At 64.8% G+C, this 21,240-nt stretch carries 24 protein-coding genes and 1 tRNA gene; 18 read left to right on the top strand and 7 right to left on the bottom strand.

Annotation, left to right across the window (positions count from 1 at the left end; all coding sequences use genetic code 11):
• Positions 1-259: 259 nt before the first annotated feature.
• The 3 genes from proS (at position 260) to ACXAHG_RS04280 (ending at position 2,988) form a co-directional block, all read left to right on the top strand.
• Positions 260-1,615: a proline--tRNA ligase gene (gene proS, locus ACXAHG_RS04290; protein WP_475056048.1), complete on the top strand. Its 1,356-nt coding sequence runs from the start codon at positions 260-262 to the stop codon at positions 1,613-1,615.
• Between the two features lie 133 nt (positions 1,616-1,748).
• The gene (locus ACXAHG_RS04285) at positions 1,749-2,264 is read left to right on the top strand and encodes a carboxymuconolactone decarboxylase family protein (RefSeq protein ID WP_475056046.1); all 516 of its coding nucleotides are present in this window, start codon (positions 1,749-1,751) and stop codon (positions 2,262-2,264) included.
• A 100-nt stretch (positions 2,265-2,364) separates the two neighbouring features.
• On the top strand, positions 2,365-2,988 hold the full coding sequence (locus ACXAHG_RS04280) for a GDSL-type esterase/lipase family protein (protein ID WP_475056044.1): 624 nt from the start codon (positions 2,365-2,367) through the stop codon (positions 2,986-2,988).
• Between the two features lie 95 nt (positions 2,989-3,083).
• Here the strand turns inward: ACXAHG_RS04280 and ACXAHG_RS04275 are convergent, their stop codons facing one another.
• Positions 3,084-4,187 (bottom strand): spondin domain-containing protein, encoded by a 1,104-nt coding sequence (locus ACXAHG_RS04275; protein ID WP_475056042.1) that lies wholly within the window; start codon positions 4,185-4,187, stop codon positions 3,084-3,086.
• Positions 4,188-4,577: 390 nt separating this feature from the next.
• Between ACXAHG_RS04275 and ACXAHG_RS04270 the strand changes: the two genes are divergently transcribed.
• The 7 genes from ACXAHG_RS04270 to ACXAHG_RS04240 all read left to right on the top strand — a co-directional run bounded on the left by ACXAHG_RS04270 (position 4,578) and on the right by ACXAHG_RS04240 (position 9,319).
• Positions 4,578-5,864, top strand: a complete 1,287-nt coding sequence (locus ACXAHG_RS04270) for a lipoprotein-releasing ABC transporter permease subunit (protein WP_475056040.1) — start codon at positions 4,578-4,580, stop codon at positions 5,862-5,864.
• Positions 5,857-6,540, top strand: a complete 684-nt coding sequence (locus ACXAHG_RS04265) for an ABC transporter ATP-binding protein (RefSeq protein ID WP_475056038.1) — start codon at positions 5,857-5,859, stop codon at positions 6,538-6,540. The genes ACXAHG_RS04270 and ACXAHG_RS04265 overlap by 8 nt, the downstream gene beginning before the upstream one ends.
• A 30-nt stretch (positions 6,541-6,570) precedes the next feature.
• On the top strand, positions 6,571-6,870 hold the full coding sequence (locus ACXAHG_RS04260) for a hypothetical protein (RefSeq protein WP_475056037.1): 300 nt from the start codon (positions 6,571-6,573) through the stop codon (positions 6,868-6,870).
• 255 nt (positions 6,871-7,125) lie between these two features.
• Positions 7,126-7,770, top strand: coding sequence for a hypothetical protein (locus ACXAHG_RS04255; protein ID WP_475056035.1), 645 nt, complete (start codon positions 7,126-7,128; stop codon positions 7,768-7,770).
• 127 nt (positions 7,771-7,897) lie between these two features.
• Complete coding sequence (locus ACXAHG_RS04250) at positions 7,898-8,224, top strand: bactofilin family protein (protein ID WP_475042394.1); 327 nt, start codon at positions 7,898-7,900, stop codon at positions 8,222-8,224.
• A gap of 39 nt (positions 8,225-8,263) precedes the next feature.
• On the top strand, positions 8,264-8,857 hold the full coding sequence (locus tag ACXAHG_RS04245; RefSeq protein ID WP_475056034.1) for a dihydrofolate reductase family protein: 594 nt from the start codon (positions 8,264-8,266) through the stop codon (positions 8,855-8,857).
• 120 nt (positions 8,858-8,977) lie between these two features.
• Positions 8,978-9,319, top strand: a complete 342-nt coding sequence (locus tag ACXAHG_RS04240) for a zinc ribbon domain-containing protein YjdM (protein ID WP_475056032.1) — start codon at positions 8,978-8,980, stop codon at positions 9,317-9,319.
• Between the two features lie 4 nt (positions 9,320-9,323).
• Here ACXAHG_RS04240 and ACXAHG_RS04235 read toward each other — a convergent pair whose 3' ends face one another.
• Positions 9,324-9,758 carry a DMT family transporter gene (locus ACXAHG_RS04235; protein WP_475042398.1) on the bottom strand — a complete coding sequence of 145 codons (435 nt, stop codon included), beginning with the start codon at positions 9,756-9,758 and terminating at the stop codon, positions 9,324-9,326.
• Positions 9,759-9,923: 165 nt separating this feature from the next.
• Here ACXAHG_RS04235 and ACXAHG_RS04230 point away from each other — a divergent pair, with 165 nt between their 5' ends.
• Positions 9,924-10,760, top strand: coding sequence for a formylglycine-generating enzyme family protein (locus tag ACXAHG_RS04230; RefSeq protein ID WP_475056030.1), 837 nt, complete (start codon positions 9,924-9,926; stop codon positions 10,758-10,760).
• An 86-nt stretch (positions 10,761-10,846) separates the two neighbouring features.
• On the opposite strand, the gene ACXAHG_RS04225 is transcribed toward ACXAHG_RS04230, so the two are convergent.
• The 5 genes from ACXAHG_RS04225 to ACXAHG_RS04205 form a co-directional block, all read right to left on the bottom strand.
• A complete protein-coding gene (locus ACXAHG_RS04225) occupies positions 10,847-11,527 on the bottom strand; it encodes a hypothetical protein (RefSeq protein ID WP_475042401.1) in 681 nt (226 codons plus the stop codon).
• 4 nt (positions 11,528-11,531) lie between these two features.
• Positions 11,532-12,188 (bottom strand): DNA-3-methyladenine glycosylase I, encoded by a 657-nt coding sequence (locus tag ACXAHG_RS04220; protein WP_475056028.1) that lies wholly within the window; start codon positions 12,186-12,188, stop codon positions 11,532-11,534.
• A gap of 29 nt (positions 12,189-12,217) precedes the next feature.
• Positions 12,218-12,982, bottom strand: a complete 765-nt coding sequence (locus ACXAHG_RS04215; RefSeq protein ID WP_475056026.1) for a hypothetical protein — start codon at positions 12,980-12,982, stop codon at positions 12,218-12,220.
• Between the two features lie 547 nt (positions 12,983-13,529).
• A tRNA-Asn gene (locus ACXAHG_RS04210) sits at positions 13,530-13,604 on the bottom strand.
• Between the two features lie 88 nt (positions 13,605-13,692).
• Positions 13,693-14,718, bottom strand: coding sequence for a LacI family DNA-binding transcriptional regulator (locus tag ACXAHG_RS04205; protein ID WP_475042406.1), 1,026 nt, complete (start codon positions 14,716-14,718; stop codon positions 13,693-13,695).
• 131 nt (positions 14,719-14,849) lie between these two features.
• Here ACXAHG_RS04205 and ACXAHG_RS04200 point away from each other — a divergent pair, with 131 nt between their 5' ends.
• The 7 genes from ACXAHG_RS04200 to ACXAHG_RS04170 all read left to right on the top strand — a co-directional run bounded on the left by ACXAHG_RS04200 (position 14,850) and on the right by ACXAHG_RS04170 (position 21,222).
• A complete protein-coding gene (locus ACXAHG_RS04200) occupies positions 14,850-15,035 on the top strand; it encodes a hypothetical protein (protein WP_475042407.1) in 186 nt (61 codons plus the stop codon).
• A gap of 22 nt (positions 15,036-15,057) precedes the next feature.
• A complete protein-coding gene (locus ACXAHG_RS04195) occupies positions 15,058-16,203 on the top strand; it encodes a TRAP transporter substrate-binding protein (protein ID WP_475056024.1) in 1,146 nt (381 codons plus the stop codon).
• 113 nt (positions 16,204-16,316) lie between these two features.
• Entirely contained in the window at positions 16,317-16,829 is a 513-nt protein-coding gene (locus tag ACXAHG_RS04190; RefSeq protein WP_475042410.1) for a TRAP transporter small permease, read from the top strand.
• 13 nt (positions 16,830-16,842) lie between these two features.
• Positions 16,843-18,171, top strand: coding sequence for a TRAP transporter large permease (locus ACXAHG_RS04185; RefSeq protein ID WP_475056023.1), 1,329 nt, complete (start codon positions 16,843-16,845; stop codon positions 18,169-18,171).
• A 12-nt stretch (positions 18,172-18,183) separates the two neighbouring features.
• Entirely contained in the window at positions 18,184-19,491 is a 1,308-nt protein-coding gene (gene hisD, locus ACXAHG_RS04180; protein WP_475056021.1) for a histidinol dehydrogenase, read from the top strand.
• Positions 19,484-20,245, top strand: a complete 762-nt coding sequence (locus ACXAHG_RS04175; protein ID WP_475056019.1) for an SDR family NAD(P)-dependent oxidoreductase — start codon at positions 19,484-19,486, stop codon at positions 20,243-20,245. Before hisD ends, ACXAHG_RS04175 begins: the two co-directional genes overlap by 8 nt.
• Entirely contained in the window at positions 20,242-21,222 is a 981-nt protein-coding gene (locus tag ACXAHG_RS04170) for an alcohol dehydrogenase catalytic domain-containing protein (RefSeq protein WP_475056017.1), read from the top strand. The genes ACXAHG_RS04175 and ACXAHG_RS04170 overlap by 4 nt, the downstream gene beginning before the upstream one ends.
• The last annotated feature ends 18 nt before the right edge of the window (positions 21,223-21,240 follow it).

The following is a 21,240-nucleotide window of genomic DNA, read 5'->3' as shown; positions in this document are numbered from 1 at the left end:
GGCGGTGCTGCCGCCCGCTGAAACGCTCTTTTGCAGAGCGGCCACAACACGAGGCCCGGGCCTGACCTTGGGAGGGCGCGAATGCGCCTTCCCGGGGGGAAGGTCAGGCGCGGGCCGTGCCGCTGCGCGCCACGTCCCAAGGGTGCAGCCTGGCACCGTTGCCACCCAGGGCACCGCAGTTGGATCCTCCTCTTGCCCGCCCCCCCATCACCCACTAAACCGGGCGGGAACTCGAACCCACATCACCGATGGAGCCAAGATGCGCCTGTCCCGCTATTTTCTGCCGGTTCTGAAAGAGAACCCCTCGGAAGCCCAGATCGTCAGCCACCGGCTGATGCTGCGCGCCGGGATGATCAAGCAATCCGCTGCCGGGATCTATTCCTGGCTGCCCTTGGGCTTCAAGGTGCTGAAGAAGATCGAAAGCATCGTGCATGACGAGCAGATCCGCGCAGGCCACATCCCGATGCAGATGCCAACCATGCAGTCCGCCGACCTGTGGCGCGAGTCGGGCCGCTATGAGGCCTATGGCCAGGAGATGCTGCGGGTGAAGGACCGGCATGACCGCGACATGCTGTTCACCCCCACCGCCGAAGAGCTGATCACCGACATCTTCCGTGCCCATGTCAGCAGCTACAAGGATCTGCCGCTGACCATGTATCAGATCCAGTGGAAATTCCGCGACGAGATCCGCCCGCGCTTCGGTGTGATGCGGGGCCGCGAATTCTATATGAAGGACGGCTACAACTTCGACTTGACCAAGGAAGACGCGCTGCACGCCTACAACCGCCACCTGGTCAGCTATCTGCGCACCTATGAGCGGATGGGGCTTCAGGCGATCCCGATGCGCGCCGACTCCGGCCCGATCGGCGGCGATGACACCCATGAATTCCTGGTGCTGGCTGACACCGGCGAGTCCGAAGTGTTCTATGACAGCGCCGTCACCGATCTCACCTTCGGCGACCGCGAGATCGACTATGACAGCGTCGAGCAGTGCCAGGCGGTGCTGGAGGAGTTCACCTCCAAATACGCCCGCACCGACGAGACCCACGACGAGGCCCTGTTCAACCAGATCCCCGAGGAGCGCCGCCGGGTGGCGCGCGGTATCGAGGTCGGCCAGATCTTCTATTTCGGCACCAAGTACTCCGACGCCATGGGCGCCACCGTGCAGGGCCCGGATGGCAAGAACGTGCCGGTCCACATGGGTTCCCACGGCATTGGCGTCTCGCGCCTCTTGGGTGCGATCATCGAGGCCAGCCACGACGACAAGGGCATCATCTGGCCTGAGGGCGTGACCCCGTTCCACTGCGGTATCGTCAACCTCAAGCAGGGCGACGACGAGGCGGATGCCGCCTGCAACCAGCTTTATGCGGCGCTGACCGCGGCTGGTCTGGACCCGCTCTATGATGACCGTAATGAGCGCGCGGGCGGCAAATTCGCCACCATGGATCTGATCGGTCTGCCCTGGCGTATCACCGTCGGCCCGCGCGGCCTGAAGAACGGCGTGGTGGAACTCACCTCCCGCCGCACCGGCGAGAGCGAGGAGCTGTCCCCGGAAGAAGCAGTGAGGAAAGTGGTTGAGGTCTACAAGGCCCACCCGACCGGCCGCGGCTTCTGAGCCAGGCCGCAAGTTTGAAGCGAACAGCCCCGCTGGCGAAAGCTGGCGGGGTTTTCCTTTGCCGTGCAGGGCGCTGACAGGGGGCGCCCCGGCTGCTAGCCTTGCCCTGAACAGCAGCGGGGGCAGAGCAGGCATGTCGAATTTCAGCGGTATCGCAGCGGACAGCGGGCTGACCCATGTGCTGTCCTCCTTTCCGCAGAACTCCGAACAGCTGCTGCGCCTGCTGGACCGCATCATGTGCGCCAGCGGTGCTCTGACACGGGGCGAGCGCGAGGCGGTTGCGGCGCATGTCTCCGGCCTGAACGGCGTGGCCTACTGCGTCCATTTCCACAACCTGTTCTCGGAAGTGCTCTGCGGCCCGGTGGCAGCAACACAGGACCGCATCCGGCCCTTGCTGGACTATGCCGGTGCTTTGCACGAAGGAGAGGCGGAGCGCATCACGCAGGCCTTTGCCGCGGCCATCAGCGCGGGCTGGAGCGAGGCCGCGCTTTACGAGGTGGTGGAGGTCTGCGGCGTCTTCAGCTTCATCAACATCATCGTCAGGGCGGCCGGGCTGGCTGAGCCGGGAGAGGCCCCGGACCCGCACCCTGCGGCAGAGGAACTGGAAGGATCCTATGCCGCAATGGCAGAGGTGGTGCGCGACAAATAGGGCTGTGCGGAATAGGGCCGTATGACCTTCGCGCGGCGGCTGTTTTCCCTTGCCTGCATCCGCCGCCCGCCGCAGGGTGCCGGAAACGGGAGGAGACGGCATGAAACAGATCCTGGCTTTTGGCGACAGCCTGACCTGGGGCAGCGACCCGCACACAGCCGGACGGCATCCCTATGGCGACCGCTGGCCGGTGGCGCTGGGCGGCGGCCTGGCAGAGGCGGTGGTCTTTGCGGAAGGCTTGCGCGGGCGCACCACGGTACATGCGCGACACTCGGCCTGCGTGGAGATGCGCGGCGATGCGGTGCTGCCGGTGCTGCTGCACAGCCACGCGCCGCTGGATCTGGTGGTGATCATGCTGGGCACCAATGACATTTACGAAGGGCATCCCAGCTATCTGATCCGCGACGGGCTGGAACGGCTGGTGGAGATCATCCGCCACCATCCCTGGCGGCTGCCGCAGCCGGTTGGGCCGCAGGTGATGCTGGTCTCGCCGCCGCCGATGAGCCTGTGCAGCGATCCCGATATCACGCCGGAAATGGTGGCGCAGTCCGAGGCGCTGACGGCCGTGATCGCGCCGCTGGCAGACCGTCTGGGCTGCGGGTTTTTCGATGCGGCGCAGGTGGCGCGGGCCTCGGCAGCGGATGGCTATCACCTGGAGGCTGCGGATTCACGGGCGCTGGGCGAGGCGCTGCGGGCGCCGGTTGCGGTGCAGCTCGGCGTTTGATCCCGGACGCCCAAGAGTTTTCTGAAAACTCTTGGCAAATCTTTTCGAAAAAGATTTGCCCCCGCCGCCGGCGGGGGCAGGGGCCGCAGAGCGGATCAGAGGATATCGAAGTTCGCAGCGCTCAGCTCGTCGAAATCCACGCCGCGCAGCACCAGCGCATCGCCGTCTCCGAAGTTCAGCACGGTGTTTTCGCCGCGGCTGCGCGCGAAGCCTTCTAGGTCGTCAAAGCTCTCGACGCCCTCGACATCCAGCCGGATCAGGTCGTCATCCGCGTTAAAGCGCAGGATGCGGTCGCGGCCGTCGCCCTCTTCGAAGACAAAGGTGTCATCGCCGCGCCCGCCCTTCAGCACGTCGCGGCCGGCGCCGCCGTCCAGCGTGTCATTGCCGCGCCCGCCGATCAGCACATCACGGCCGTTGCCGCCGTCCAGCTCATCCCAGCCGCCGCGGCCCAGCAGGATATCGCGGCCGCCGCCGCCGCTGACCAGGTCATCCACCGCGGAGCCGCGGAAGAAGTCAAACCCGTCGGTGCCCTCGGTCTCCAGGTATTCGTTGATATGGATCTCTGCGATCTGCGCGCCGTCGCGGGTGAAATCCGCAGCCTCCGGGTCAATGAAAGCGCCGGCCGCATTGGTGCCGCCCAGGATGTTGCCTTCGCCCTCGGGCAGGAAACCCTCGTGCAGGGTGACCACACCGTTCTCGTCCACGCCGGTGTCGGGCGCTGTCTGATTGAGGAAGGCGGCGTCTTCTTCGGTGTTCTCCTCGGTGCCGGCATCCAGCACGTCGCTGCCTTCAAAGATGATGTCCTGGGCGCCGAGGAAATTGCCTTCCACGTCGAACAGCTGCACTGCCTGGCCGGTGCCGACAAAGGCGTCGTTGGAGGGCAGCAGCATCGCCGCCAGCGAGATATAGCCGTTGGAGGCACCATCGACGCTGATCTCTGCCACGCCGGTCTCTCCGGTGGCCAGCGGCCCGCCCGCGCCCAGCACCGCGCCGGTCAGGGCGTCGCTGTCCAGGGCTTCGACCTCAGCATTGATCGGGACAAAGTTGCCGTCTTCGGCCAGCGCTTCCAGCCCGGCGGATGCGGCTTCGTTCCGGTTATAAAGGTCAAAGCTGCCGTCATGGGCGGCAAACCAGAACGGGGTCAGAAAAGTGCCGCCCTGAGCAGAGGTATTGGTGGCAACAATGCGGATATCGGTCATCGGGGTGTCCTCAATTTGAAATGACGTGAGGGCACCCTGGGGTGGAAATTTGCCTTCGCCTAGCCACGCGGCGTTCACGGCGGCTCAAGTGGGTGCGAGGTCACGGTGAGGTCACGTGAAGGTCATTAGGGTTAACAGCAGACGGCAAAGAGCGCCTGGAAACTGCCAGTCCGCGGGGCGCGCCGCGGGACCGGAATTTTGCAAAATTCCGGCCAATTTTCTTGCAAGAAAATTGTCTCCGGCGGCCGCGGCAGCGGATCCGGAGGGCAGCGGGGGCTCCGGCGGCGCCCGGGCCTGGCGGCGGAAAACGGGCTGCCGCCGCTGCCGCATCTTGACCCCGGGCGCGCATCGGCACAGGTTGCGGGCAAATTTCCCGGGCAGGACCCTTTTATGGCCACGACACCACCGCCGTTTTCCCGTTTCGAATGGATCATCGCCTGGCGCTACCTGCGCGCCCGCAAGGCCGAGGGCGGGGTCAGCGTGATGACCTGGATCAGCCTGATCGGCATCACACTGGCAGTCTTTGCGCTGATTGCGACGCTGGCGGTGCGCTCGGGCTTCCGTTCAGAGTTTGTCGGCACCATCCTGGGCGCCAATGCCCATGTCACCGTCTATTCCTATGGCGAGGTGACCCAGGCCGGGGTGCTGGACCGCGCGCTGAAGGATTACGAGGCGCTGGCGGAGACCGTTGCCGCAGTTCCCGGCGTCACCCGCGCGGCGCCCTTGGTCAAGGGGCAGGTGATGGCGAACCTTCGCCAGCGCAATGCAGGTGTTGAGGTGTTTGGCATCTCCGCCGCGGATATCCAGGGCATTCCCGGCGTTGCACAGAGCGAAGAGGCGATCGGCGACCTGGCGCGGTTTGAGGAGGGCATCGCCATCGGCTCCGGTGTGGCGCGGGAGCTGGGGGTCACGGTGGGCGACAAGATCAAGCTGATCTCTCCCAACGGGGTCAAGACCGCCTTTGGCACCAGTCCGCGGGTCAACGCCTATGAGGTGGTCTATATCTTCACCGCGGGCCGCTGGGACATCGACCGCACCCGGGTCTATCTGCCCTTTGCCGAGGCCCAGAGCTTTTTCAACCGCGAGGGCGCGGCGGATGAGATCGAGGTGATGGTGGAGGACCCGGAGAATGTCGAGGCGGTCTCCCTGGCAATCCTGCAGACGGTTGGCAGCACGGCGGGCGTCTGGACCTGGCGCGATGCCTCCGGCGGCTTCCTGCGGGCCTTGGAGGTCGAGGACAATGTGATGTTCATCATCCTGTCGATCCTGGTGCTGATTGCGGCGATGAATATCGTCTCCGGCCTGATCATGCTGGTCAAGAACAAGGGCCGCGACATCGGCATCCTGCGCACCATCGGCCTGAGTGAAGGCTCGGTCATGCGGGTGTTCTTCATCTGCGGCGCCTTCACCGGTGTTCTTGGCACAATCTGCGGCGTGCTGCTGGGCTGCCTGTTTGCGCTTTATATCGACCCGATCTTCTCCTTCGTGAACTACGTGATGGGCGGCGGGGTCTGGGACCCGTCGATCCGCGGCATCTATGCGCTGCCGGCCGAGCTGCGGCTGGCGGATGTGGTCTCGGCCACGGCGCTGTCCCTGGGGCTGTCGTTCTTCGTGACCATTTTCCCGGCCCGCCGCGCGGCGCGCCTCAACCCGGTGGAGGCGCTGCGCTATGAGTGAGATCACGCTGGAGCTGAAGGGGATCACCAAATCCTACCTGACCGGCACGCCGGGGCAGGTGGATGTGCTGCGCGGTGCGGACCTGAGCCTGCAGGCAGGCGAAGTGGTGGCCCTGGTGGCGCCCTCGGGCGCGGGCAAATCGACGCTCTTGCATATCGCGGGCCTGCTGGACACGCCGGATGCGGGCGGGGTGCGGGTGGCCGGCGAGGACGTGACCCGAAAGGGCGACCGCCGCCGCACCCGGGTGCGCCGTCAGGAAGTGGGCTTTGTCTACCAGTTCCACCACCTGCTGCCGGAGTTTTCGGCGCTGGAAAACATCGTGCTGCCGCAGCTGGCCAATGGGGCCTCGCAGAAATCCGCGGTGGCGCGGGCGGCGGATCTGTTGGGCACCGTGGGCCTTGCCGGCCGCGCCGATCACCGCCCGGCGGCGCTGTCGGGGGGCGAGCAGCAGCGGGTTGCCTTCTGCCGGGCGCTGGCCAACGCGCCAAGGGTGCTGCTGGCGGATGAGCCGACCGGCAACCTCGACCCCGGCACATCGGATCAAGTGTTTGCGGCGCTGATGGAGCTGGTGCGCGGCACCGGAATGTCGGCGTTGATTGCTACGCATAACCTGGAGCTTGCGGCGCGGATGGACCGGCAGGTGAAGCTGGAGAACGGGCTGCTGGTGCCGGTTTAGGCGGGGCAGTTGCCGTGAAAGGGGGGTGTTTTGGCCCGGATAGAAATTGAGGTGGAGCAGGCAGCTCTAGATTTTCTAAATGGTTTGCCCACGGACCGTTTCTCAAAAGGCGGGTATACGAAGCCTGGCCTACTTGGGAAATTTCATGCCAAACTGTCCAAGGGCCGCGCCAAAGCAAAGGGTGAGTTCAGCCCTGAGGAGCTGGATTTCCTACTGGATGCACTCAGCGATGAGCTCGTTGCGGAGGGCATTGGCAGCGATGGCGAACTCAATGGGTTAGGGTACGTTATCGAAGGTATCATCGACCAATTATTGCATTGCAAGAATTGAACCAAGATATCTGATTTACTTCAGCCCGGAACAAGGCGCGCAGCGCCGCCGGGCGAGCGCCTGCCCGCCCCACCGGGCTGGCGCCTTTGCAGGTGCAGTGAACCTAAGATAGCTTGTACGGACGTTGCTGGGATAAACTGCCCCTCACAAGCGTTGCTGCGCCACCCCGCAGGCAGGCGCTCGCCTGCCATTTGACCTGCGCGAACCTCCCGGTCCACTCTATCCCCCGTGTGGTTTCAGTGACGGTGGGTTCAGATGCAGAAGACGGTTTCGGTCCTCAAGGACCTCGTGGTGCTTTTGCGCGATGCTTCGGTGATTGCGCTGTTCGCGGTCTTTCTGCTGTTTCCGCAGAAGCTGAACGGCATTCTGGTCAGCGCCGGGTTCGAGGAGGGCAGCTTTGCCGGCTTCAAGTGGAAGTCGAAGCTGGTCGAATACGACGCCACCGTGGCGGAACTGCAGACCGCGCTGGCGGAGGCGCAGAAGGTGAATGCCCGGCTGACCCAGGCGCTGCAGGGGGCGGAGGGCGGCACGGGCGAGTTGCAGCGCGCCGCAGAACTGGTGCAGCAGGACGCAGCCTCGGCGCTGGAGGCAGCCAGCAAGACGGTGGCGGGCAATCAGCAGCTGGTCGAACAGGCCCGCGCCCAGCTGCAGGAGGAGGCCATCCGTTATTGCTACCAGGAGGACAGCGGCAAGAAGGGTCCGCAGGCCTATCTGGCGGCCTGCCATACCACGCCGGAGCGCTGCGAGCGGGCCAAGGAGAACCCGGCCACAAGATCCTCAGCTTGCGTGGCGCTGGACATGAACACCGCACCCTGGCAGCCCAGTCCGGGCGGATTCTGGGGGTCGCTGTTCCAGTACGGCGCCGCACCTTTGCCGGCACCGTTCCCGAAGGTGGAATAGGCGGGCAGGCGAAACCTTGCCACCCGGACAGCTGCGGCTTTGGCCCCAGGGCGGCTGTTTGCTAACAACTGTTCAAATTTGGCCGGGCGCGCTAGGCTGTCCGGGGATGCGCAGAAAGGGCTGAGACGTGGTGAATTCGGTAATCGAGAAAGATGTGACGGTTGAAGGCAACATCACCTCCAGCAAGGGCAGCGTTGAGGTCCGGGGCCGGGTGGTCGGTGATCTATCGGCGCTGGCGGTGACGGTTCTGGAAGGCGGCACCGTGGATGGGGCGCTGAGCGCGAAATCGGTCACAGTGGAAGGCGCCTACAGTGGCAAGATCCAATGCGAGGACCTGCGGCTGGCGGCCAGCTCGCAAGTGCAGGCGGATGTGTCGGCGCAGACCATGTCGACTGAGAACGGCGCCCAGCTGCAAGGCAACATCAAGGTCAGCGGCAAGAGCAACGGGGCGTAGGCGCGGATCCCGCAGCCCGCAAAACAGGAGGAAGAAATCATGCGCGAGCTTGCGGTTCTGTCCTTCCTGACCCTGGATGGCGTGATGCAGGGGCCGATGCACGCGGAGGAAGACAGGTCCGGCGAATTTGCGCAGGGCGGATGGGCTGCGCCCTATCTCGGCGGCGTCATGCCGCAAGTGTTTGATGAGTGGATGCAGGGGCCGGTGTCCTTCCTGTTCGGACGCAAGACCTATGAGGCCTTTGCCGCGCATTGGCCTGCCATTTCCGGAGACCCGATGGCGGACTTGCTGAACGGGTCTGAGAAATTCGTGGCCAGCCGCACCTTGAGGGACGCCGGCTGGCAGAATTCCCGCGTGCTCAAGGGCGAGGCGGCGGCTGAGGTGCTACGGCTCAAGACACAGGAGGGGCCAAGGCTGCAGGTGCATGGCAGCGGCGGGCTGATTGCGGCCCTGCTGGAGCATGGGCTGGTGGACGAATTGCGCCTGGCCATCTTTCCCGAGGTTCTGGGCGCCGGGCGGCGGCTGTTCGGTGCGGGCACTTTGCAGTCAGCGTGGACGCTGAAACAGGCCACGGCAACCGGCAACGGTGTCCAGATGAACCTGTACCGAAGGGCGTCAGTTCCAAGGGCATAGCAAAATGGTGCCCAGGTTCCGGCATATCCGGACCGCCCGTTTCTGCTGCCGCTGCAGTGCGGTGCCGCGCTGCCGGCCCTGAGGCTGGCCTTGCTCTGCTTTGCCGGCTATTGGCAGCTCATGACTGACATTTTGCCGCCGTGCCCCGAATGCGCTTCTGTCTATACCTATCAGGTGGATGCTTTGCTGATCTGCCCCGAATGCGCCCATGAGTGGGCCGTGGCAGAGGCCGCGGATGGCACACTGGAGGTGCGCGACAGCGTTGGCAATCTGCTGCAGGACGGCGACACGGTGACGGTGATCAAGGACCTGAAGCTCAAGGGCACGTCCTCGGTGATCAAGGTCGGCACCAAGGTGCGCGGCATCCGGCTGGTTGATGGCGATCACGACATTGACTGCAAGGTGCCGGGCGTCGGGCAGATCGGGCTGAAGTCGCAGTTCGTGAAGAAAGTTTCCGGCTAAGCGCTCATGCCATCTGGGTGATCCAGACCCCCAGCGCCATCACCGAGATCCCGGCGGCGCGGGTGAGGGTCAGGGGGCTGATCTGGGCGCCGAACAGGCCGAAATGGTCAATTGCGGCAGCGGAGATCAGCTGGCCGATCAGCACGAAAAACACTGCGTTGCCGACGCCGAAATGCGGTGCCACATGGGTGATCGACAAGACGTAGAAGGCGACCAGAACGCCGGCCAGGAACAGGTGCTTGGGCGCGGCTGGGATTTTCACCAGCGCCTGCGGGCCTGCGATCAGAGCATAAAGGATGGTAGCAATCAGCGCGATCAGGAACAGCACCACGGCGGCAGAGGCCGGGGAGCCGATCAGCTTGCCCAGGGCGGCATTCAGCGCCGCCAGAACCGGAATGCCGAGCCCTGCGGCCAGCATGATGAGGGCGTAATGTGTCATGGCGTGCTCCCGCGTCTGTGCCTGGCTGGTTTTCGCCCATGGCAGCGGCTGGCGGCAAGCCCTACGTTGCGGCGCGGCGGCGGCGGGGTCACTGAAAAGTGTCTGGCCCGGCGTCTTGGCGCGGTGCTAGGCAGCCGGGGAGCCGTCATTTCTTCTTGAGCCGGAATGGTATTGCCGCAGCTGACCCGTCTGATCGCCATGGCCGCCGCAGGCTGCGTGCTGGGCTTGGCGGCGCCTGCCTGGGCCGGGGACGGGCTGCGGGTTGTGCGGGACTGCGCGCTTTGCCCGGAGCTGGTGGAGCTGCCTGGCGGGGTCTTTACCATGGGGTCGCCCGCGCTGGAGCCAGGACGGGGCGAAGATGAAGGGCCGCAGCATCAGGTGCGCATCAAGGCTGGACTGGCGGCAGGCCGGTTCGAGGTGACCTTTGACGACTGGCAGGCCTGCGCGGATGCGGGCGGCTGCGGGTATGTGCCAGGCGACGCCGGCTGGGGCCGGGGGCGCAACCCGGTCATTCATGTGAGCTGGGAGGACACCCGGGCCTATCTGGATTGGCTGACAGAGGTTACTGGCCACCGCTACCGCCTGCCAACCGAGGCGGAATGGGAATTCTTTGCCCGGGCAGGAACCGGAACCGCCTTTCACACCGGGGCAGCGCTGCCGGAGGGGGCGGCCAATGTCGATACCCGCAGCGCCGGCGACTTGCAGGCGCTGATGAGCGTGAAGGCGGTGGCGGCCGGGCAATACCCGCCCAATGGCTTTGGCCTGTACAATATCCACGGCAATGTGTCGGAATGGGTGCAGGATTGCTATGATGCGGGCGCCTATGCGTCTTTTGCCGGCTATCCGCAGGCGGTGCCCGGCGGGCCGGATTGCCGCCGCGTGGCGCGGGGCGGAACCTCGCATTACAGCGCGGCCTACGGGCGGTCGGCGAACCGCAGTTCCTTTGCGCCGCAGACCAGGTCGCTGGACATCGGCTTTCGCGTGGTCCGCAGCCTGCAGTAAGGCGCCGAGCCGGAATCCGGCGCGAATTCCGGCCATGAAAAATTGATTTTTCATGGCCGTTTTCATTGGATGAAAACGGCGGTGCGTCAGTCGCAAATGCCGGACAGCTCCGCCTCTTTCCACGGCAGGTAGACATCGCTTTCGCGGCTTTGCGGCAGCGGGCTGACGGGCATGGCGGCGGCCAGCATCCGGTGCAGGCGTTTGGTCCGCGGCGCCTGCGGGGCGAGGGCGCGGCAGCAGACGTATTCCTCGATGATGGCGCCCTGCTGTTCGAACCCGTAGGTGGCGAAATCGGGCTCTCCTTCGAGGTCAAAGAGATAGGGATCGCGGCTTTGCCCGTGTTCGGCGGCGGCGCGCAGCGGGTGGTAGCCGGTGCGCTTGCGGTTCTGCCATTGCCAGACATGGGTGGCCTCATGGGCCAGCAGCATCGCCTCGACCAGGTGCAGCTTGTCCGGATACTCCGGCAGGTAATTGTCCGCATACCAGGCGCGGACAAAGAAGATCCGGTTGAACAGGGCCACCGCAGCGGGAGAGGAGGTGACCACCTCCTCCTTGACCGGCGGCAGGATGCGTTCGCGGCAGGTGACGCGGGGGCGGGGCATGCGGCGGAAGGTGATGGCAGCGACCGGCGCGCCCTTGACGATGCGCACGCGGCTGGCATCCAGGCTTGAGCCGTGCAGCCCGGCCAGATAGGCGCGCTCGGTTTGCGTCAGCGGGCGGCCGCAGGCGCTGAGGATCAGCAGGGCGAGGAGCAGGCCGCGGATCATCCGCTCAGCAGCTCATCGCCAGCACGCGGCTGATTTCGGTGAGGGAGCGGCCCGATTGATCCATCCAGGTATTGAAGGCGGCCTGCACCGCCTTCATCGCGGTCTTGGAGGTTGCGGGTTTGTCGATCACGCCTTCAGCAATGAGGCGGGCGGTGACGTCCTGTGACAGGATGAAACTGTCGCGGCCGGCAAAGCGCATGGCGTATTGGCCGGTCATGCCGCCGAGGCGGGCGCCGCGTTTCTTGAGCATGTCCAGCAGTCCGATGTAATCGCTGGAGGGCCAGCCGCCGAGCACCTGGCCCGCGCCGCCCTCATCGCGCAGCTCCATCAGAAAGGCGGCGTTGGCGCGGACAGTGGCGAGCTTGGCGCCATTGCGGACCACGCGGGTGTCGCTGAGGATCTGGTCGAATTCATCCTCGCTCATGAAGGCGCAGGCGCCGGGGTCGAATCCGTGGAAGACCACTTCGAATCCGTCCCATTTGGCCTCGATCACTTTCCAGTTGAAACCGGCCTGGAAGATGCATTTGGTCATGGTGGCGAGCCAGCGGTCTTCGGGCAGATCCGTCACTTTCGGGCCGGGTTTGCTGAGCTTTTCCTCCAGCGCGGCGGGGCCGCCGTGGCGGGCGGCGGAAATGGCGTGGATCTCGTCAAAGCTGCGCATGGGCGACCTCTGGTGGCGGCCGGATCAGGTTAGCGGCGGGCGCGCAGCTCGACAATGGATTTGCCAAGCCGGAAGGGGGCGGCGAAGCTGACGAGGCAGAGCGCGATGATCTGCAGCACCAGGATATGGGCGTTGTCCTGCAGGAATTCCCATTCCTCCTTCAGGGTGGCGACATGGCCGATCAGGTCGTCATAGGCGCGGGCAATGATCAGGTAATCGCCGGCAATGGCAGGCACTTTGCGGCGGAGGCTGGCGACCGCTTCCTGGGCCGGGGCATCGAGGGAGGTGAACACCAGAAAGGCCTCGGGGTCGAAGGCGCTGGCCTGGGCCTGCATCTCCTGCATTTCGTCCCTGTCATCCTTGCTGCCACCGAACAGGAAGCTGAGGCCGCGCAGGGGGGCGACTTCATCCGTCACGGCGATGAACAGGGGCAGTTCGGCGTTGCCCGCGGTGGAGGCGGAGAGGAATTCGACCTTTTCGCAAAGCACCGCGATGTCGGCGTCATAGGCTGGGTCGCAAAAGCGCAGGCGGAAGCGGGCGGCGTCGCGGTCGAAGGCTGCCGTGGCTGCATAGGCGATGTCGATCTGGCGTTCGAGCTTAGAGCTGTCGGCGGCGTAGATGCCGGAGATCACTGCCACCAGCGCGCCGAAGCCGCCCAGCACCACCCAGACCAGATCGGCCAGCTTCCAGGCCCGGTGGCCCGCCGGTTTGCGGAACAGGAAGGCGGTGCCGAGGAGGCCCGCACAGAAGAACAGCAGAAGCAGGGGCAGCTGATTGTCTGCGATGAAGGCCATGCCTGTCTCTCGTTGTTGTGATTGGCTGGCCTAACCATAGGAAGGGAAAGCGGTTTCAGGCAACAGCCCTCACGAAGCTGTCACCGGCGCGCAGGTATTGCCGGGCGGGGGCTGTCCCTGTCCGGTGGCTGGTTGTCCGGGGCCGGGTGGCCGTTATCTGCAAGGCCGTGTTGTGACGGCCGGGGTTGAGGTGGCGGCGCCGCCAAGGACCCGAAGGGGCCAGAGGCGGAGGGCCGGGCAGGGGTGTGCTACGCCCCCGTGTCCGCTCGAAAGCTCTCATCTGCGGAAAACCCCTGCACCCTATGAAGGAAGTGGTCTTGGGGGTTCCCGTATCTCCTGGTGGTGCGGGATGTCAGTCCGCACCGGTTTGCCGCGACACCTGGGATCCTGACAGATCCGGGTTAAGGGCGCGCAAGCGGTGCGTGCGCTGAACGGGCAGGGTGCGCAACGGCTGCACGGGTCTTGTGCAACGGGGGGCATGGGAGAAAGACCGCGATGGGGAGGAACCAAAAAAGCCCTCAAGCCGTTCAGGCTCAAGGGCTTTTTATGGCTCCGGCGGTAGGGATCGAACCTACGACCAATTGATTAACAGTCAACTGCTCTACCGCTGAGCTACGCCGGAATGTGAGGCGTCGTATAGAATTTCCAACTTGTGCCGTCCAGAGGAAAATTTGCAATTCCTGCGATTTTTTTGCCGCCGCCGGCAGAGCCTAGGCGGGGGGCGGTTTGGCCAGCGACTGGCGGGTTACGATATGGGTGCTGATGCATATGGAGCGGCCTGGCGAGCTGCCTTCAACCATGGCCACAAGCTCACGCGCGGCCTTGCGGCCCATTTCGCGGTGGGGCACGTGCACGGTGGTCAGGGCCGGGCTGACGATTCCAGCCAGTTCGATGTCGTCAAAGCCGGTGACGGAGACCTGCCCGGGCACTGATATGCCAAGCCGCTGCGCCTCGCGCAGGGCGCCTGCGGCCAGAACATCATTGCCGCACATCACAACCGTCGGGCGCGGGGTCAGGCGCATGAGGCGGCCAAAGGCTTCGGCGCCCTTGTCGATCTCATAGGGGGTTTCGATCAAGGTGAGCGCGCTGCTGTCAAGCCCGCAATCGTGCAGCGCCTGCCGCACGCCGGCAACGCGGGCCTGGGCGCGGTCGTTGCCCTCTGCCAGGCCGGAGATCATGGCGATGCGGCGGTGGCCTGCCGCCAGGACGGTTTGCGCCAGCTGGTGCATGGCGCCTGCATTGCTGAAACCGACGGAGGGGCGCTGTGCCTCTGGCGTATAAGACCAGGCCACCAGCGCGGGAACCTGGTGGCGGTCCAGGTAGCCGTAGATCTGTTCGTCGCGGGCGTGGCCGATCAGCAGCAGCCCGTCGGCGCCGCGGGCCACGAGGGTGCGGATCTGTTCGCGCTCGGCCTCGGGGTCGTAGGCGGAGCTGGACACCAGCAGCGTATAGCCATCCTCGCGCAGCTGGTCCTGAAACGCCTGCAGGCCGCGGGCAAAGATGGCGTTGTCCATGGTGGGGATGATGGCGCCGATGGTGAAACTGCGTTTGGCGGCCATCACCCGGGCCGCGAAATTCGGGGTGTAGCCCAGTGATTCGACCGCCTCCAACACCCGCTGGCGGGTCGTCTCGATCACCCGGTCCGGTGAATTCAGGCAGCGCGACACCGTCGCCGTGGAAACGCCCGCCGCCTTGGCAACATCGTTAAGTGTCGGAGCTGTACGGGTTTTTCCCATGCGGTGCCTGCCTGTGATTTGCCCACCGTCATAGCATAAAAAACCGCGCTTGCCATCCGGCCATGTAAGCGCTTGCATTGTTGATGTAAGCGCTTACAAATGAGATTGGGATAACAATCAGGGATTTTTCGATGTTTCTCTGGGCTGCTGCTGCCGTCTTTGCCGTGTTCTTTGCCAATGTCGCCTTGGGCGCGTTTGGCGGCGGCGGCGTCCTGGGGGATGTCGGAGAGATGCTGGTTCTGTTTGCCGCCTCGGTCCTGTTCGTGGCAGCGATTCTCAAGCGCGAGGCTGACCATAAGAACAACAACGGCAGCTGACGGATCTTAAGGGAGGAAGACTATGACGAATGGCAAGGATGGGCTCAAATCTGCTGAGCGCCGGAATTTTCTGAAACTGGCCTCGGCCGGCTCTTTCACCGCGGCGCTGGTGGCCGGTGCGGGCGGGGTGCTGTGGTCGTCCGAGGCGGCTGCGCAGACCGCCAAGGAAGAGAAGGAGCGCGAGCGCGCGGCGGAGCATATCATGACGGTTGCCACGGCTTACGTGCTGGGCGCATCGCGCAGCTATCCGATCATGCAGCTGGATCTGAAGGAGAACATCCAGAACGCCACCAATGGCAAGATATACGTCAAGCTGGCCCCGGGCGGGCAGCTGGGTGCGGGCGGCGCATTGGTGCAGAAGGTGCAGGGCGGCACCATTCAGGCGGCGCAGCATTCGCTGTCGAATTTTGCCCCCTTCGCCTCCACCGTCGACCTGATCAACATGCCCTATCTCTGCGGTTCCAATCAGCGGTTCACCAATCTGGTGAACTCGGATTTCTGGAAAACCGAAGTCCATCCCAAGGTGGAGGCCAATGGGTTCAAGGCGCTGTTCTATGTGAATATCGACCCTCGAGTGGTGGCGGTGCGCAAGGGCGGCAACGCGGTGAAGTCGCCGGGCGATATGGCCGGTGTGAAATTCCGGGTGCCGGGATCGAAGATGCTGCAGCAGTATTACCGCTTGGTTGGCGCCAACCCGACGCCGGTTGCCTGGGGCGAGACGCCGTCGGCCATCAAGCAGGGGGTGGCGGATGCGCTCGATCCGTCGGTCGGGGCGCTTTATGTCTTTGGCTTCAAGGATATCCTGAGCCATGTGACATTCACCCAAGCGGTGCCGGACAGCCAAGTCTATTCCTGCAATCTGGAATGGTTCAATTCATTGCCTGCCGATGTGCAGGACGGCGTGATGTGGGGCTCGGAAATGACCGCGCATCAGAACCTGTCCAAAGTGCCCTCGGCCCGGGCCTACGCGATGGCAGAACTGGCCAAGGCCGGTGTCGCGTTCCATGCCCTTAGCGATGATCAGCTGGGCGAATGGAAAGAGGCCGGCGGCTATCAGCGCAGCGAATGGGATGCCTTCAAGACTGAGCTGGCAGGGTCGATGGACAATTTTGCCAAGCTGGAGGAGGCAGCGGGCACGCAGGGCAAATACTTCGTCCACGACGCCTGAGCCGCAGAGGGCTGGGGCGCCGCCGGACGGCGCCCGCCCTTCTTTTTGACAGCCGCCTTCGCAACAGCCCGCCGGGCTGGCCGCAGGGGTGTGCCTGAACCCCGGGAATGGCAATGCATATCCTGAGAACCATAGACAAGAATGCAGAGCGCTGGCTGCTTCTGGTGTTCTACGTGATGCTGGTCATCACCATGGCAATCGAGGTGATCCGGCGGGAGCTGTTTGCCTTCTCCTCGATCTGGGGTGAGGAGATCGTCCGCTATTCCTTTATCTACCTGGCCTGGATCGGCGCCGCAGCAGCGGTCAAGGAACGCGCGCATATCCGCATTGATGTGCTGATGCATTACCTCGGGCCACGCCCCAAGGCACTGCTTTATATCTTTGGCGACCTGGTGATGTTCATTGTCGCCCTGGTGGCGCTTTACTGGTCGTTCGAGACGGTGCTGGTCTCGGCCAAGTTCGGATCGGTTAGCCATGGGCTGCGGGTGTCGATGGTCTGGTTCCTGATGGCGGTGCCCGCGGGATTCGCCCTGATGATTTGGCGCCTGCTGCAATCCTTCCTGCGCGACTGGCGCAGCCTTCGCGACGGCACGCCCGTCTTTGAAGGCGACAAGCTGTTTGATTGAGGGGCCTTGGCCGATGCTGTGGAATTCACTCAATCAAACGGTCGAGCTGGGCTGGGATTTCTATCTGCCGGTGATCCTGTTTGTGGCGCTGATTGCGCTGGCGGTGCCGGTCTGGGCCGCTATCGGTGCGGCGGCGATCACCATGCTGGTGATGTCGGGCGACCTGCCGCTCAGCGCCATCGGCGAGAGCCTGTTCACCGGTATAGATGCCTTTGCGCTGACCGCGGTGCCCTTGTTCATCCTGACCGGCGACGTGCTGGTGCGGACTGGGCTCAGCAAGAAGTTCCTGGATGTGGCCGAGGCGCTGACCTGCTGGACGCGGGGCGGTTTCGGCTCTGCCACGGTGCTGGTCTGCGGCATGTTCGCGGCGATCTCCGGCTCTGACGCCGCCGGCGCTGCTGCCGTCGGACGGATGACCATCGCGCGGCTGGTCGAAAGCGGCTATCCCCGCCCATACGCCTGCGCGCTGGTGGCGGCAGGCGCCTGCACCGGCATCCTGATCCCGCCCTCCATCGCCTATATCATCATCGGCCTGGTGCTGGGGATTTCCGCCTCCACGCTGTTTCTGGCGGCGCTGATCCCCGGCCTCGCGATCCTGGTGTCGATCCTGATCACCAATATCATCATGAACCGGCTTTACACCTATGAGACCGGCGGCAATATGGGGCTAGGCGAGTGGCTGGGCAACCTGGGCCACGCGCTGAAATCCGGCTGGTATGCCTTCATCGTGCCGGGCATCATCTTCTATGGCATCTTCTCCGGCCGGCTGACCCCGACCGAGGCCGGCGCCACCGCGGTTGTCGTCACCATCGGGATGGGCTTCCTGCTCGGTACGCTACGGCTTTCGGACTTCCCGGCGATGCTGGTCAGCTCAGCCAAGGTGAACGGGGTGATCCTGCCGATCATCGCCTTTTCCGCCCCGCTGGCCGAGGCGCTGGCCATCATGGGCGTGCCGCAGGGGTTTGTGACCGCGGTGACTGGGCTGACCGATGATCCGGCGATGCTGATCCTCCTGATGATCTGCATTCTGATAGCGGCGGGCTGCGTGATGGAGACGACACCGAACATCGTGATCCTGGCGCCGATCCTGAAGCCCTTGGCGGACAACATCGGCATGAACGAAATCCAGTTCTGCATCATGATGATCACCGCACTGGGCGTGGGCTTCATCACCCCGCCGCTGGGTCTCAACCTGTTTGTCGTCTCCGGAATCACCGGCGAGTCCATTCTCAAGATCGCCGCCCGCGCCGTGCCCTTTGTTCTGACCATGCTGATCGTGGTGCTGATGATCGCCTACATCCCGCCGATCTCAACCACGCTGCTTCCCGATATCTACAAGTAGGACCCCCTGAAAATGACCCTAGAATACCTGAAAAAGGCTGCCCTGACCCCTAAATCGGATGCCTCTGAGACCCATAAGATCGTGCAGGGCATTCTGGACAATATCGAGGCGGGCGGCGATGCCAAGGCGCTGGAGTACGCCGCCAGGTTCGACCAGTATGAGGGCAACGTGCTGCTGACGGCGGAGGAGATCGAGGCCGCCTGCGCGCTGGTGCCGGAGAAGCTGAAGGCAGATATCCAGTTCGCCCACGACAATGTGCGCCGCTTTGCCGAGCTGCAAAAAAGCACGGTGCATGATGTGGAAACCGAAATCTCCCCCGGGTTCGTCACCGGGCAGAAGGCGATCCCAGTGGATGCGGCGGGCTGCTATGTGCCGGGCGGGCGCTACAGCCATATTGCCAGCGCTATCATGACCGTGACCACTGCCAAGGTGGCGGGCTGCAAGCACATCACGGCCTGCTCCCCGCCGCGCCCGGGTGTGGGCGTGGCCCCAGCCATCGTCTATGCCGCCCATATCTGTGGCGCCGACAAGATCATGGCGATGGGCGGCGTGCAGGGGGTTGCTGCGATGACCTTTGGCCTCTTTGGCCTGCCCAAGGCCAACATCCTGGTCGGCCCTGGCAACCAGTTCGTGGCCGAGGCCAAGCGGATCCTGTTCGGCCGCGTCGGCATCGACATGATTGCAGGCCCCACCGACAGCCTGATCCTGGCCGACAGCACCGCGGATGCGCATATCGTCGCCACCGATCTGGTGAGCCAGGCAGAACATGGCTACAACTCCCCGGTCTGGCTGGTGACGGACAACCGCACCCTGGCGGATGAAGTCATGCGGCTGGTTCCCGGCTATATCGACGAGCTGCCCGAGGTGAACCGCGAGAATGCCACCGCAGCCTGGCGCGACTATGCCGAGGTGATCCTGTGCGCGGACCGCGAGGATATGGCGGCCTGTTCCGATGAATACGCACCTGAGCACCTGACCGTGCAGGCCGCGGATCTGGACTGGTGGCTGGAACGGCTCACGTGCTACGGCTCGCTGTTTTTGGGCGAGGAGACCACGGTCTCTTACGGCGACAAGGCGGCTGGCACCAACCACGTGCTGCCGACCTCGCGCGCGGCCAGCTATACCGGCGGCCTCAGCGTCCACAAATACATGAAGATCGTTACCTGGCAGCGCGCCACCCGCGAGGGCTCCAAGCCGGTGGCAGAGGCCACGGCGCGGATTGCCCGGCTGGAGGGGATGGAAGGCCACGCCCGCGCGGCCGATGTGCGGCTGGCCAAGTATTTCCCTGATGAAACCTTTGACCTGACGGCCAATGGCTGACCCGCGCACCCTGTTTGATCTGGCAGGCCGGACCGCCTGCATCACCGGCGCCAGCTCTGGTCTGGGGCGGCGCGCGGCCACCACGCTGGCCGCTGCCGGGGCGCGGGTGGTTGCGGTGGCGCGGCGGGCGGAGGCCTTGGAGAGCCTCTGTGCGGAGATCGGGCCTGCTGCTGCGCATGCCGTGGCGGATGTTGCGGACCGCAACGGGCTGGAGGCGCTGGCCGCAGCGGTTTCTGCGCCTTTCGGGGCGCCGGATATCCTGGTGCATGCGGCGGGTATCAATACACGCCAGCCTGCGGATGAGGTGACGATTGCGGAATGGGACAAGACGCTGGCGCTGAACCTTTCGGCGCCCTTCTTTCTCAGCCGGGCACTGGTACCGGCGATGAAGGAGCGGGGCTGGGGGCGGATCGTGAATTTCGCCTCGCTTCAGACTGCGCGGGCCTTTCCCGGCGGCATTGCCTATGGCGCCAGCAAGGGCGGGATCGGCCAGCTGACCCGCGCCATGGCAGAGGCCTGGTCGCCGCATGGCATCACCGCCAACGCAATCGGGCCGGGGTTCTTTCCGACGGAGCTAACCCAGGCGGTATTCGAAGATGAGGCGCGCGCCGCCCGCAACGCTGCGCAGACCTGCATCGGCCGCAATGGGCGGCTGGAGGATTTGGACGGGCCGCTGCTGTTCCTATGCTCGGAGGCGTCGGCCTATGTCACCGGGCAAATCCTGATGGTTGACGGGGGGTTCACGGCGAAATGAAAGCCTTGGTTTATGAAGGGGTTGAGGCGCTGGCCTTCCGCGACGTGCCGATGGCAGCGGGCCGGGACGGTGAGCATCTGATCCGCATCCGCGCCTCCGGCATCTGCGGCTCGGACATGCATGCCTACCTGGGCCATGACAACCGCAGGCCCGCACCGCTGATCCTGGGGCATGAGGCCGCTGGCGTGATCGAGGAGGGACCGCAGGCGGGCCGCCGGGTCACTATCAACCCGCTGGTCACCTGCGGCAGTTGCGCGGCCTGTGCATCGGGGCGCGAAAACCTCTGCGCCAGCCGCCAGATTATCTCGATGCCCCCGCGTGAAGGCGCCTTTGCCCAGTTCGTGGCGATGCCGGAGCTCAACCTGGTGACCGTGCCGGAGAAGGTGCCGCTGGAAAAGGCCGCGCTGGCGGAACCGCTGGCCGTCAGCTGGCACGCCGCCCGGCTGGCGCTGGAGGCGTTGCATCCGGACACGGAGCGCCGCGCGCTAGTGATTGGCGGCGGTGCCATCGGTCTGGCGGCGGCATTGGCACTGACGGCGATGGGGGGGGCGGAGGTGACCATCCAGGAGCCGAACGAAGTGCGCCGGGACTACCTGAGCAACCATTGCGGCCAGCAGGCGGTGGAGGAGTTTCAGGGCATGGTGCCGCTGGTGGTCGATGCCGTGGGCTATGCTGCCACCCGTGCTGCGGCCTCTGCCGCGGCGGCGCCCGGCGGGGTGATTGCCCATGTCGGCCTCGGTGAAAATACCGGCGGTCTGGATATCCGCCGCATGACGCTGCAGGAAATCACCTTCATCGGCACCTACACGTATACGGCACAGGATTTCCGCGACACCGCGCAGGCGATCTTTGACGGCCGTCTTGGCCCGCTGGACTGGCCTGAGCAGAGGCCGCTGTCGGACGGCGCCGCGGCCTTTCGCGACCTGCGCTCCGGCGCGGTGGCGGCGCCCAAGATCATCCTCGATCCTTGGGCCTGACCTCGCAGGCCCGAGAAA

This window comes from Leisingera sp. ABD4_442 (assembly GCF_056160905.1).
The sequence above is the reverse complement of the archived record's forward strand: the minus strand, read 5'-3'. Positions and strand labels throughout refer to the sequence as shown.